Source organism: Immundisolibacter cernigliae (assembly GCF_001697225.1).
In the GTDB taxonomy this organism is placed as follows: Bacteria; Pseudomonadota; Gammaproteobacteria; order Immundisolibacterales; family Immundisolibacteraceae; genus Immundisolibacter; species Immundisolibacter cernigliae.
Genome location: NZ_CP014671.1, coordinates 1,917,053 through 1,930,117, shown reverse-complemented (window position 1 = coordinate 1,930,117; position 13,065 = coordinate 1,917,053). Strand labels below are relative to the sequence as shown.

Below are 13,065 nucleotides of genomic sequence, written 5' to 3'. Positions count from 1 at the left end.
CTCAGACGTCCTTGGTCAGCTTGTAGGACTGCGTGCCGGGCTTGAACTCGCGCCGCTTGAACGAGGCCAGCGCGGTGCGGATCCAGTCGTCGTTGGTCTCGCGCGAAAGTTCCCACAGCTTGGCCATCTCGTAGTCGACGGCGGCCTCGAAGTCCATCCACTTGACCTTCTCGTAGACCTCCTTGGTCTTGCGCAGCACGGTGCGGCCCAGACGGCTGAGCATCTTCACCACGCGGTCGGTCTCGGCGTCCAGCTGCGCCAGCGGCACCGACTTGGTGGCGTAACCGATTTCCTCGGCCTGCTTGCCAGTGAAGGTTTCGCCAGTCAGGCCGTAGTACAGCGCCTTCTTGCGCGACGGGATGTTGTGCGCGTAGGCCCAGGATGTGCCGCCGCCGGGGAAGATGCCGAAGTTGACCTCGGACAAGCCCCAGGTGGATTCATCGGCCACGATGGCGATGTCGCAGATGCCGGCCAGTTCCATGCCGCCACCGAAGCACCAGCCGTTGACCTTGGCAATCGTGACCGCCGGGAACTTCTTCAGATGCTGGAACCAGGTGAACACGTCGTCGTTGATGGCGGCCATGCGCTGCGGATCGTCGAAGGGTTCGAAGAAGCATTGCTCGAGGTCCATGCCGGCGCAGAACGCGTCCTTGATTCCGGTGATCACCAGCACCTTGACGCGCGCTTTTTCCACCTCCACCAAGGCATTGCGCACGTTGTTGTGCAGCGTCGGGCTCATGCAGTTCTTCTTTTCCGGGCGGTTGAACTGGATGGTGGCGACGTCGCCGTCGATGGTCAGGTTGATGCACTCGTAACTGGACATGAGGGCCCCCTTAAGGCTCTTGAGGATTGGGTACCCGCGATCGGCGGGGCGCTGATTTAAGCATAACGATCGTTTGGCAGGTAGTGCTTGCGGTCTGCCGGTGGCAGCTGACCGGGCTGCTGAACTACCATGCACGGCATACACATCTTCAAAGCCCGGGCGCCGGTGCCCGGGTGCAACGCACGGAGCACGTACAGGCCATGTCTGAACCGCTGAAACTGCAGGATCTGATGGAACTGGACGGCGTGGTGGGGGCGCTGCGCTGGCAGGAGTCGCGCTTCATCAACGCCATCGCCTACCCGGCGCGGCTGGTCGAGTACCTGGGCTTCGACAGCGAGGAGCGGGCCCGCCAGCTCATGCTGACAACCGAAGCCATGGGCCTGTCCATCAAGGGCGTGCTCGAAATCGACTATTACCGAGACCGCAAGACCAACCCGCACAGCCTGATGCCGGCCGACGGCTACATGATTCACGGCCAGAAATTCAACCTGGTCTGCACCCTGAACCGGGTCGCCGCCCTGGTGGACAACAAGATCGACTACAACCTCAAGGGCCTGTTCCTGAAACTGGCGCTGGTTCGCAACGACTGACGAGCATCGGTCGGCGCCCGCGCGACGCGCGGGCGCCGACCGATTCTGGCCGCCCTCCGCGTGCCGCCGTTGCGCGGCGGGTCGGCATCTGCATCGCCACCGATACATAACTGAAGGAGAAACACCATGTCCAACAAACCCGTGGTCGCCACCATGACCGGTGATCCGTGCGGCATCGGGCCGGAAGTGGTGGTCAAGTCACTGGCGCTGGGCGGCATGTACGAGCAGTGCCGGCCGGTGGTGTTTGGCTGTACCGAATCCGTGCAGCAGGCGGTAGACATGCTCGGGCTGAAGTTGAAGGTCCGCCGTGTCAGCGATGTCGAGGGTGCGGGTCTGGACCCGGCCGTGATCGACGTTTACGACACCGGCCAGCTGGATCCGAAATTCATCACCCCAGCCAAGGCCAACGCCGAGTGCGGGCGCGCCTGCGCCGCCTGGCTGAAGGAAATGGACGCGCTGGCCCTGGCCGGCAAGGTGCAGGCCACCATCATGGGCCCGATCAACACCGATGCCCTGAAGATGGCGGACAAGTTCGATCAGGTGGTCAGCGTCGAAGTCGGCAAGACCTATCTGTTCCTGATCACGGGCCCCCTGCGTGTCGTGCACCTGACCGACCACATCCCGCTGCGTCAGGTGTGCGACATCATCGCGCCGGATCTGGTCTACAAGGCGCTGCGCACCATCCACGACGATTTCACGCGCTGGGGCATTCCCAACCCGCGCATCGTGGTGGCGGGCCTGAATGCCCATGCCTACGGCGAAGAGGACAAGACCCAGATTGCGCCCGGCGTGGAGCGGGCCAGGGCCGAGGGCATCAACGTGACCGGCCCGGCCTCGCCGGACAGCGTGTTCCGCTGGTGCATCGACGGTGAGTACGACGTGGTGCTGGCCATGTACCACGACCAGGGCCACATCGCGGTAAAGACCTGGGGCTTCGTCGGCAACTGCGCCATGATCCTGGGCACGCCGTACATCCACATGTCGGTGGCGCACGGCACGGCCTTCGACATCGTCGGCAAGGGCATCGCCAGCCACGAGATGATGCTGACCGCCATGCGTCAGGCCGCCAATCTGGCGTCCGGCAAGGGCTTTCACAAGGACGCCGTCGCCGCGTGAGTGTGGCCGCCCGCCAGGCAGCGCCGCTGGCGGCGGTCCTGCTGGACCTGGACGGCACGCTGGCCGACACCGCGGCGGACCTTGCGCACGCGTTGAACCGCCTGCGCGATGAGCAGGGCATGGCGCCGCTGGCCGTGTCCGAGCTGCGGCCCTACGTACCGCAGGGCGCGCGCGGCATGCTCGCCTGTGCGCTCGACATCGGACCGCAGGACGCGGATTACGCCCGGTTGCGGGATCGGTTCCTGACCATTTATGCAGAGTCCTGCGCCCGCCAGGCAACGGTGTTCGATGGCTTTGAGGACGTGCTTGACCAGTTGCGCGGGCGGGGTCTGCGCATCGGCATCGTCACCAACAAGCTGGAGCGCTTCGCGACGCCGCTGCTGCGGGCGCTGGGTGTGTGGCCGGACGCCGACTGCCTGATCACGCCCGACCTGCTACGCCTGCCAAAGCCCGATCCCGAAGGCGTGCTGCTGGCCTGCGAGCGGCTGGGAGTGGCGCCGGCGGCCAGCGTGTTCGTGGGCGACGATCCACGCGACATCGCCGCCGGCCAGGCCGCCGGCACACGCACCGTGGTGGCCGGTTACGGCTATATCGCGCCCGGTGAAGATGTGACCCGCTGGGGCGCCGACGCCTGCATCGACTCGCCGGCCGACCTGCTCGCCCTGTGCCGGGACTGGGGCGCCTGAATGGCCGCCGCGACGCCGGACCTGTCCGACATTGTCCTGCACCAGGCGACGCGCACGCTCGAGGTGCGCTTTGCCGACGGCAGCGCGTTCCATCTGCCGGCCGAGTATCTGCGGGTGCACTCGCCGTCGGCCGAGGTGCAGGGCCACGGGCCTGGCCAGGCGGTGCTGGTGCCCGGCAAGCGGGACGTCGCCATCACCCGGCTGGACCCGATCGGTCATTACGCGCTGCAGATCACCTTCTCGGACGGCCACGACAGCGGCCTGTTCAGCTTCGATTATCTATACCGCCTGGGCCGCGAGCAGGACACACTATGGCAGCGGTATCTGGATCGCCTGGCCGAGGCGGGCCAGTCACGCCAGCCGTGAGCGCTGTCTGCGCCAGTGTCGATGACCTGCGCCGCCAGGCGAAGCGCTACCTGCCGCGCATGGTGTTCGACTTCGTTGACGGCGGCGCCGAGCGCGAGATCACCCTGCGGGCCAATACCGCCGACTTCGAGCCGCTGCGTTTCGCGCCGCGGGTGTTGACCGACGTCAGCCAGGTCGATCTGTCCACCACGCTGCTGGGCGAGCAGCTTGCCCTGCCGCTGCTGATCGCGCCCATGGGCCTGTGCGGCCTGGTGCGCCCGGAAGGCGAGCTGGCCCTGGCGCGCGCCGCCCGGGCGGCCGGTATTCCGTTTGTGCTGTCCACCGCCGCCAGCCATTCGCTGGAAGCGGTGATGGACGCTGCGGCGGGCAATTTGTGGTTCCAGCTTTATATCTTTCGCGACCGCGAATTCGCCCGCAGCCTGCTGCAGCGTGCCCGCGCCGCCGGCTACCGGGCGCTGGTGGTGACGGTCGACCTGACCCGCGGCGGCAAGCGCGAGAAGGACATCCACAACGGCTTCACCGTGCCGCCGCGTTTCACGCGCCGCACCGCGCTCGATCTGCTGCGCCACCCGGCCTGGCTGTGGCGCATGGCGCCGCACCGTGGCTTGACGCTGGGCAACCTGGTCGGTTGGGGCGGCCAGGACAGCAACGTCATCGCGCTGAGTACCTTCATGAACACGCAGATCGATCCCAGTATTTCGTGGGCCGATCTGGACTGGCTGCGCGCCGAGTGGGACCTGCCGCTGCTAGTCAAGGGCATTCTGCATCCGGACGATGCCCGCCAGGCGGTTGCCGCCGGGGCTGACGGCATCATCGTGTCCAACCACGGCGGGCGGCAGCTGGACGGCGCGCCGTCCACCATCAGCGCGCTGGCGGGCGTGGTCGATGCCGTGAGTACCAGCGCGGACGTCATCCTCGACAGCGGCGTGCGGAGCGGTGCCGACATCCTGAAAGCCCTGGCGCTAGGCGCGCGTGCCTGCATGATCGGCAAGGCGGCGCTGTACGGCCTGGGCGCCGGCGGGCAGGGCGGCGTCGAGCGCGTGCTGGCCATCCTGCGCCAGGAACTGGACGTCGCCATGGCCCTGACCGGCAATCACCGCGCGTCCGCGGTGCGGTCCGATACGCTCAAACCCTGACGGCGCGCTGCTTTTGTCCGCCCTGGACTGATCGCCATGTTAGATTTCCACACCGCGCACGGTAAATGACCGCCCGGTCAGGCGCGCCCGATGGCGCCGCCGGACCCGGCATGGAGGAGACATGAACGCACCCGCAGGCCGGCCACAGTGTGGTCACACGCAAGCCTTTGGTCTGGACACCGGTCCGGTCAGCACCGCGCCGGTCATCGAGCCGGAGTTCTTTGCTCGTGAGCGCGAGGCGATCTTTCGCCATCAGTGGTTCAACCTTTTGAAGCGCGCCGACGAGATTCCGAATCCGGGCGATTTCTTTGTGCGCGACATCGAGGTGCTGGGCACTTCGGTGGTCGTGGCCCGCGGCCCGGATGGACAGGTGCGTGCGTTTCACAATGTCTGCACCCACCGCGGTAACCGGCTGGTGCGCGCCGCCGACGGCTGCGTGAAGGGCTGGCAGTGCGATTTTCACGGTTGGACCTACGCCACCGACGGTACCGTGCAGTTCGTGCCCGACGAGGGCCAGTTCTTCGACCTCGACAAGTCAAAGATGGGCCTACCGTCGGTGCACCTGGACACCTGGGCCGGCTTCCTGTTCGTCAATTTCGATGACGCGCCGCGCCAGACGCTGGAACAGGCGATGGGCGACTTCAACCAGGACCTGAAGCCGTTTCCCTTCGACCAGATGATCTGCGCCGGGCGCTGGCGCTACCACGTCAAGGCCAACTGGAAGGTGACCATGAACGCCTTTCAGGAGGGCTACCACGTCGCCTTCGTGCACAAGCGTTCGGCGCCGGATGCCTTCACCGGCACCGACAACCCGTACTGCAACATCAGCCACATGAAGCTGCAGCCAAACGGCAACCAGCACCTGTCGGTGCCCGGCAACCCGGCGCACGACCTCTCGCCAACCGAGCAGATCGCCTTCAAGTTCGGCTCCACGTTCACGCAGGGCACCGGCGGACGCGGCGCCTATCCGGGCACCCAGCAGGACAAGAGCGCCGACTGGGGTTTCGAGCTGAACATCCTGTTCCCGTTCTCGCGCATCAATGTCGGCGCCGGCTGGTATTACCTGGATGCCTTCTGGCCGGTGTCGCAGAACGAAACTGTGTACGAGCTGGCCTATTACTTCCCGAAGCCGAAGTCGGCGGCCGAGATGATCAGCCAGGAGTTCAGCAAGATCGTGCTGCGCGACCTGTCCCGGGAAGACCTGTATACCAACGAGGTCACGCAACGGGCGCTCAATTCCGGCGCCATCAAGAACATCACCCTGTCTGACCAGGAAGCGGCTGTGCGGCACCTGTACCGCACCGTCGAGCGGCTGGTCGGGCGTTAACGGAGACTCACGTGAAGTTCGGTATCTACAACGAAATCCAGGCCTCGCCCGGCGCCAACTACAAGCAGCGCTATGACGAGACCCTGCGCAGCGTGGAGCTGGGCGATGCGCTCGGTTATGACGTATTCATGACCCTGGAACATCACTTCTTCCCCACCTTCTCCATTTCGGTCAACCCACTGGCGTTCTTCGCCGCCGCAGCGCAGCGCTCGAAAAACATCCGCTTTCGGGCCATGTGCCACACCCTGCCGGTACACAATCCAATGGTGCTGGCCGCCGAAATCGCGCAGTGCGATCACCTCACGGACGGGCGGCTGGAAGTCGGTGTAGGCCGCGGTCACGGCTGGCTGTACGACCCGGCCAGCGTGCCGATGGCCGACAGCATCGGCCTGTACGAGGAATCGCTCGAAATCCTGCAGCGCGCCTGGAGCAACGAGCGCTTCTCTTTTGAAGGGAAGCACTACAACGTGCGCGATGTCGAGGTGGTGCCAAAGCCGCTGCAGCCGAGCCTGAAAATCTTCCAGACCGGCACCAGCGCGCGCGTGTTTGGCGACGCTGGCCGGCGCGGCGGCGGTGTGGTGGTTGGCGCGGCGCCACCGCCGCTGTTTACCGAAGCGGTCAATGCCTATACCGCGGCGGCAAAGGAAGCTGGCAACACGCCGCAGGTCGGCCTGGTGGTGCCGGTGTTCCTGGCCGATGACGAGGCCACTGCCCTGCGCGAGGCGCGCGAGCCGATGATGCGCAGCTACGCCAACCTGGTGGTACCGCAGGAATCGATCAATAACGAGGAGGTCAAGGAGCGTCTGCGCGGCGGTGGCTTCCACTTCTACGCCGGCGGCTTCCTGAACCAGATGAAGGAATACACCTTCGAGTCGGTGCTGGCCAACGACATTGCCTTCGTCGGCACGCCCAGCCAGTTCATCCCCTGGTTGCAGCGTTTTCGCGAGCGTCATTACGATTTCCAGGAGCTGGCGCTGATGGCCGATTTTGGCGGCCAGGCCGAGTGGCAGGTGGCGCGCACGTTGCAACTGTTCGCGCGCGACGTGATGCCGGCCTTGCGCTGATCGACAAGCAGGAGACCGGTCGCCATGTCCAATACCTTGCCCGTTGAGTTTGCCGATCTGGAGCGCTTCATGCCGTGGGCGCTGCCGACGGAAGATGCCCGGATGCGCAAGCGCCTTGCCTCCAGCATGGTCGAGCTGACCGACTACTACCGCACGCTGTTGCCGCGCATGGAGGCGCTGGCCGAGCATCTGTCGAAATTCTCGATCGACGCGCTGCCGGCCGAGCAAAAGCCGCTGCTGTACCTGGGCCTGATGTTCATGGAGGCGGCGGTCTGCGTGGAGCTGTTCAAGGGTGCGGATGTGCAGGAGAGCCTGGGCGCAGAGCACCTGGACGTGTTGTCGGAAACCATGGAACGGCGCCTCTTGGCGAGCTGATAGTCACCAAAACACCGAGTTACGGGAGGGGAAGCGACGTGTCAGGCATGTCAATGAAGGGCTTGCTCGTGGGGGTACTAACCGTGGCCAGCCTGGCGGGCTGCGGCAAGGATCAGGAGGCGCCGCAAGCCGGGGCCAGCAGCGCGCCGGCAAGTCCGCCGCCGGCAACTGCCCCGGCGCCTGCCACCCAGCCGGCGCCAGCCGAGCCGGTCGCCGCCCTGCCGCCCGAAAGCGCGGCTGCAACGTTTGCGGCCGCCGGCCTGCCGGATACCTTGATCAAGGACGGCTGCTATTCCTGCCACGACGTGAACGGCGCCCGCATCGGCCCGCCGCTGCGCGTCGTGGCAGGGCTGTACCGCACCGACCCGCAGGCCGTGGACAAGCTGACGCAGAAAGTCCTGCACGGCGGCGGTGGCGTATGGGGGCCGACGCCGATGATTGCCCACCCGCAGCTTGACGAAGCCGCCGCGCGGGCCATGATCGAGGCCATCCTCAAGCTCAACTGAATCTCATTCCGCGGGCCGGGTGCCAGCCGGTGCCCGGCCCGCGGCCGTTTTTCGTCAAGGAGGTTTCATGACTGCTGTGCGCGCGGCTCACTACGACGCCGCCACCGTCGAGGCGTTTTTCAATCCCAAGGTGGTGGCCGTTATCGGCGCCTCGCCGGACACCCTGTGGTCGCGCCAGTTGCTCGATGGCCTGCGTGGCCACGGTTTCCAGGGCCGCGTGTACGTGGTCAACCCCTCGCGCAGTTCGGTGCTGGGTTTCCAGTCCTTCAAGTCGGTGGCAGACCTGCCGGAAAAACCCGACATCGCGGCCGTGCTGCTGGGCGCCAAGCATGTGCCGGCCATGCTGGAACAGGTGGCGGCCACCGGCTGCAAGGCTGCCTATGTGCTGGCGGCCGGCTTCGAGCAGCCGGAGCCGCTGGCCAAGTTGCGGGCGCAGGCCGAAAAACTGGGCCTGATCATCATCGGCCCCAACTGCAACGGCTACATCAACGCCGGCGCCGGCCTGCACCTGTGGACCGGCCCCATCAACCGCCCCTACCGGCACGGCACGGTGGCGCTGCTGGGCCAGTCCAGCGGCGTGCTGGGCGCGCTGTGCTGCCTGACCTGGGACCGCGGTCTTGGCATCAGCTTCCAGATTTCGACCGGCAATCAGGTCAATTTCGCGCTCACCGATGCGCTCAATTTCCTGGCCACCAATTCCGACACGCGGGTGGTGGTGACCTACGTCGAGCAGTTCGGCGACTACCCACACTTCGTTGAAGCAGTACAGAAATGCCGGGCCAACAACACGCCCGTCATCGTGGTCGCAATCGGCAGGTCCGAAGCCGGCCGCGGTGCGGCGCTGGGCCACACCGGCGCCATCACCACCACCGGCGCGATCACGCGCGCCGCCATCGAGGCGGCCGGCGCCATCCCGGTCGACACGCTGGACGAGGCGCTGGACCGCGCCTCGGTGTTCGCCGTCACCCCGCCGCGCAGCTGGCGGCCGGTGCGTACGGCCGGTCTGATCAGCATCTCCGGCGGCTGGTCGGCGCTGATGGGTGACTACTTCGCCGACGAGGGCATCGAAACGCCGCCCCTGCCCGAGAGTGTCACCAAGCTGCTGCCCGGCTGGGTCGAGAACGTCACCTTCAACAACCCCTTCGACATCACGGCACAGATCTACGGTTTTGCCGAGGTCTACTTCCAGATGGCGGACGAAATGATCAAGCATGAAGGCTACGACGCGGTGTCGATCATGTTCGGCAACTGGGATGGCGGCGAGCGCTTCTATGCCCCGGTCGCAACCTGGCAGGGCCGCATCCAGAAGCCGATCATCGCCAGCTGCATCGAGACCAGTGCGCTCAAGGACACCTACCGCGACTGGCTGGACAGCGACCCGCTGCCCAACGTGCAGGGCGGGCAGGCACTGGCGCGTGGCCTGGCGGCCATGCGCGACTACTTCGACAAACCCGGTTATCTGCCGCAGGGCTGGTGCAACGACAAACCCAAGCGCTGGAAGGGCCCGGCGGTGGCGACCTTCCCGGACATGGTCAAGCCGCTGGCCGCGTACGGCCTGCACTGCGCCGGGCATGTGACGCTGCTGGATCACACCGGCAAGGCCGGCAAGGGCAAGCCGGCGTTCCCGGCGGTGCTGAAGCTCGAATCGCCCGGCCTGCCGCACAAGACCGAACACGGCGCGGTCAAGGTCGGCATTGCCGACGACACCGCCTGCGCGGCCGCGGTCAAGGCGCTGACCGCCATCGCCAAGAAGCAGAAACTCAAGACTTGGTCGATCATCGCCCAGCCCATGCTGGACCTGTCGGACAGCCTGGAACTGCTGGCCGGCGTCGTGCACGACCACGTGGCCGGGCCGGTGCTCACCCTGGGCGCTGGCGGCGTGCTGGCCGAGCTGTTCGACAAGCATGCGCATGCCCTGTGTCCGATCACGCCCGAGCAGGCCGAGCTCATGATCGACCGCATCGGCGTGCGCAAGATCCTGAACGGCTACCGCGGCAAGCCGGCGCTGGATACTGCCTCGCTGGTCAGCACCCTGGTGGGCCTGTCGCAGTTCGCCTACGACCACCGCGGCAGCCTTCAGGAGCTGGACCTGAACCCCATCATCGTGCCGCCTGCCGGTACGCCGACCACGCTGATCGACGCCCTGGCGCGTTTCGACTGACCGGAAATCTGCCATGAAAGACAGCCTCAAACCCGGCCTGGAACACAGCTTCCAGTTCACCGTCACCGACGCCAAGACGGTGCCCAACATCTACCCCGAGGCGGCCGACTTCCAGGCCATGCCGCGGGTATTCGCCACCGGCTACATGGTGGCGCTGCTGGAGTGGGCCTGCATCGACGCCATCAAGCCGCACCTGGACTGGCCGGCCGAGCAGAGCGTGGGCACGCACATCAACGTGTCGCACCTGGCGGCCACGCCGCCGGGCCTGACGGTGACCGTGCAGGTGCGTCTGGACGAGGTCGACGGCAAGCGTCTGAAATTCACCGTCAGCGCCCACGACGGCGTGGACACGATTGCCGAGGGCACACACGAGCGCTTCGTCGTCGACGCCGAGAAGTTCAACGCCCGGCTGCAGAAGAAAATCCCGGCCTGACCGGGCGCGGCGCCAAGACCGGCGCCGGACAACGCGAAAGGAGGGGAGATGGCCTTGCTGGAAGCCTTCAGCCGCGCCGGCAACGCCGCCTCGGGCGTGGCCGAGCGTTACATCCCGGACGCCTGGGTGGTGTGCATGGTGCTGACCGCCATCGCCCTGTTTCTGGGCGTGTTCGGCGCCGGTGTCGAGCCGCTGCATGCCGTGACCGCCTGGGGCAACGGCATGTGGGGTCTGCTGCAGATCACCATGCAGTTCTCGATTTCGGTGTTCGCGGCCTATGCCTGCGTCATGTCGCGGCCCGGCTTCTGGATGTTCGACCGCCTGGCGCGCATCCCCAATCCGGACAAACCGGTGCAGGCGGTGCTGCTGCTGGCGGTCACCACCACCCTGACCGGCCTGCTCAACTGGGCGCTGTGCTTCGTGGTCAGCGCGCTGCTGATCCCGTTCGTGGCGCGGCGCAATCCGAAAACCGACATCCGCGTGCTGTGCGCGGCCGCCTTCATGGGCGTGGGCACCGTCACCAACGCGGCGCTGTCAGGTTCCGCCGCGCTGATCATGGCCACGCCCGACAACCCGATGATCAAGCCCGCCGCCGGCAACCCCATCGTCGATCGCCTGTACCCGGTCACCGAGACCGTGTTCGCGCACTTCAACCTGATGCTGCTGGCGCTGCTGTCGGTGATCAGCATCGCAGCGATCTGCGCCCTGCATCCGCGCGGCAGGACGCCGGTGGTGACGCTCGATCAGGAGCGTCTGGACGCCATGCTGCCGCAGCCGCCCAGCATCGAGCCCGAGCGCGCCACGCCCGCCAGCTGGCTGGAGAACCGGCGCGTCTGGTGTTACCTGGCCGGCGGCATGGTGCTGTTCACGCTCGGCTACAACATGCAGACGCAGGGTTTCGCCCGCGCCTGGAACATCAACGCCTACAACGCCGTGTTCCTGGGTCTGGCGCTGCTGCTGCACGGCAATCCGCTGTCGTTCGTGCAGGCGGTGCGCCGCGGGCTTGATTCGGCCTACGGCGTGGTGCTGCAGTTCCCGTTCTACGGCGGCATCTTCGGCCTGATGACCGGCACCGAGCTCGGGCACTGGCTGAGCGGGCTGTTCGTGCGCTTCTCCAGTCAGGAAATGTTCCCGCTGGTGATCTACGTCTACTCGGGGATCATGGATTTCTTCGTGCCCTCGGCCGGCTCGAAGTGGATCATCGAGGCGCCCTACGTCATTCCGGCGGCGCGCGAACTGGGCGTGTCGGTCACCACCACGCTGATCGCCTACATGCACGGCGGCTCGCTGACCAACCTGATCCATCCGTACATGGCGATCCCCATCGTCGCCATTACCGGTATCCGCTTCGGGCGCTTTGCCGGCTATTCGTTCATGGTCGGCGTGCCGATCGGCATCATGATGATGATCGCCATGCTGTTCATCCCGCCGAATTTGTGAGGAGTTCGTCATGCCGCTGCCGGTAACCGCCATCGCCCGGGTCGGCGTGCTGACGCGCGACTGCCGCGCCGCCGCCGCCCAGTACGCACGCTTTTTCGGCATCAACAACTGGCGCGTCGCCGACTGCGCCGGGCGCACTGCGGACGGGAACGAGTACGCCCACCGGCAGGCGGTGGGTTACGCCAACGGCGTCGGCTTCGAGCTGATCGAGCCGCAGTCAGGGCTATGGGCGGACGAACTGGCCCGCTGCGGCGAGGGGCCGAGCCACGTGGTGATCCCGGCCCCCGACTGGGCGGCGCTGACCCAGGCGCAGGCGGCCACCGGTCTGGGCACCGTGGCCGAGCACGAGGAGCATGGCGGCCGGCGCCGGCTGCTGGACAGCCGCACGGCGCTGGGCGGCCTGGGCCTGGTGTTCGCCGACGCCGATGCGCTGATCCCGCACGGCGAGCCGCTGCACCTGCCCGGTGACGCCATCCTGCCGGTGCAAAAGCTCTATCAGGTGTCGGTGATGGTGCGTGACCTGGACGCCGCCAAGGCACGCTTTCGCGCGCTGCTGGGCGTCGAGGTCTGGGTGGACATCGGCATCGACAGCGCGCAGATGCCAGGCTGCGAGTACTACGGCAAGCCAGTCGAACATACGGCGCGGCTGGCCATCGGCCGCCGCGGCGGCGCCTGCTTCGAACTGGTCGAGCCGCTCAGCGGCCCCACCGTCTACCGCGACGCGCTCGACCGGCGCGGCGAGTGCGTGCATCACATCATGGTCAGCCTGGCGCCGCCGCAGGACTTCCAGCGCGCGGCGGCCGAGTTGGCGCCGCGCGGCATCGTGGTCGGCCAGTCCGCCAGCATCCCGGGCCTGATGGCCTTTGCCTACTTCGACGGCGGCCAGTCGCTGGCCGGATTGTTCGTGGAAGTGATCCAGCCATTGGCTGACAACTGGCTGGAACTGATGTTCCCGAGCCCGGAAATTGCCCGCATCGTGGTCGGGGACTGAGGCCGACATCGGTTCAAGTGCACCCAGTGGGAGCGGCGCCCCGCCGCGATT

14 protein-coding genes are annotated in these 13,065 nt (G+C 66.6%); 13 read left to right on the top strand and 1 reads right to left on the bottom strand.

From position 1 onward, the window contains the following. Nucleotide 1: 1 nt before the first annotated feature. Entirely contained in the window at nucleotides 2–823 is an 822-nt protein-coding gene (locus PG2T_RS09140) for a p-hydroxycinnamoyl CoA hydratase/lyase (RefSeq protein ID WP_068804418.1), read from the bottom strand. A gap of 200 nt (nucleotides 824–1,023) precedes the next feature. Here PG2T_RS09140 and PG2T_RS09135 point away from each other — a divergent pair, with 200 nt between their 5' ends. From PG2T_RS09135 to PG2T_RS09075, 13 genes are all read left to right on the top strand, one after another. After that, on the top strand, nucleotides 1,024–1,413 hold the full coding sequence (locus tag PG2T_RS09135) for a hypothetical protein (RefSeq protein WP_068804416.1): 390 nt from the start codon (nucleotides 1,024–1,026) through the stop codon (nucleotides 1,411–1,413). A 126-nt stretch (nucleotides 1,414–1,539) separates the two neighbouring features. Beyond that, nucleotides 1,540–2,529 (top strand): PdxA family dehydrogenase, encoded by a 990-nt coding sequence (locus PG2T_RS09130; protein ID WP_068804414.1) that lies wholly within the window; start codon nucleotides 1,540–1,542, stop codon nucleotides 2,527–2,529. After that, complete coding sequence (locus PG2T_RS09125) at nucleotides 2,526–3,215, top strand: HAD family hydrolase (protein ID WP_202816297.1); 690 nt, start codon at nucleotides 2,526–2,528, stop codon at nucleotides 3,213–3,215. Before PG2T_RS09130 ends, PG2T_RS09125 begins: the two co-directional genes overlap by 4 nt. Further along, nucleotides 3,216–3,581 (top strand): gamma-butyrobetaine hydroxylase family protein, encoded by a 366-nt coding sequence (locus PG2T_RS09120; protein ID WP_068804412.1) that lies wholly within the window; start codon nucleotides 3,216–3,218, stop codon nucleotides 3,579–3,581. Continuing rightward, entirely contained in the window at nucleotides 3,578–4,717 is a 1,140-nt protein-coding gene (locus tag PG2T_RS09115) for an alpha-hydroxy acid oxidase (RefSeq protein ID WP_068804410.1), read from the top strand. The genes PG2T_RS09120 and PG2T_RS09115 overlap by 4 nt, the downstream gene beginning before the upstream one ends. 121 nt (nucleotides 4,718–4,838) lie before the next feature. After that, nucleotides 4,839–6,044 carry an aromatic ring-hydroxylating oxygenase subunit alpha gene (locus PG2T_RS09110; RefSeq protein ID WP_068804408.1) on the top strand — a complete coding sequence of 402 codons (1,206 nt, stop codon included), beginning with the start codon at nucleotides 4,839–4,841 and terminating at the stop codon, nucleotides 6,042–6,044. An 11-nt stretch (nucleotides 6,045–6,055) separates the two neighbouring features. Continuing rightward, on the top strand, nucleotides 6,056–7,108 hold the full coding sequence (locus PG2T_RS09105; protein WP_068804406.1) for an LLM class flavin-dependent oxidoreductase: 1,053 nt from the start codon (nucleotides 6,056–6,058) through the stop codon (nucleotides 7,106–7,108). 24 nt (nucleotides 7,109–7,132) lie between these two features. After that, nucleotides 7,133–7,483, top strand: coding sequence for a hypothetical protein (locus PG2T_RS09100; protein ID WP_068804404.1), 351 nt, complete (start codon nucleotides 7,133–7,135; stop codon nucleotides 7,481–7,483). A gap of 53 nt (nucleotides 7,484–7,536) precedes the next feature. After that, the gene (locus PG2T_RS15795) at nucleotides 7,537–7,989 is read left to right on the top strand and encodes a c-type cytochrome (protein WP_083214845.1); all 453 of its coding nucleotides are present in this window, start codon (nucleotides 7,537–7,539) and stop codon (nucleotides 7,987–7,989) included. 67 nt (nucleotides 7,990–8,056) lie between these two features. Further along, entirely contained in the window at nucleotides 8,057–10,150 is a 2,094-nt protein-coding gene (locus PG2T_RS09090) for an acetate--CoA ligase family protein (RefSeq protein WP_068804403.1), read from the top strand. Nucleotides 10,151–10,163: 13 nt separating this feature from the next. Beyond that, nucleotides 10,164–10,583 (top strand): thioesterase family protein, encoded by a 420-nt coding sequence (locus PG2T_RS09085; RefSeq protein WP_068804401.1) that lies wholly within the window; start codon nucleotides 10,164–10,166, stop codon nucleotides 10,581–10,583. 48 nt (nucleotides 10,584–10,631) lie between these two features. Then, entirely contained in the window at nucleotides 10,632–12,023 is a 1,392-nt protein-coding gene (locus PG2T_RS09080) for a short-chain fatty acid transporter (protein WP_068804399.1), read from the top strand. A gap of 10 nt (nucleotides 12,024–12,033) precedes the next feature. After that, the gene (locus PG2T_RS09075) at nucleotides 12,034–13,014 is read left to right on the top strand and encodes a VOC family protein (RefSeq protein ID WP_068804397.1); all 981 of its coding nucleotides are present in this window, start codon (nucleotides 12,034–12,036) and stop codon (nucleotides 13,012–13,014) included. Nucleotides 13,015–13,065: the final 51 nt, after the last annotated feature.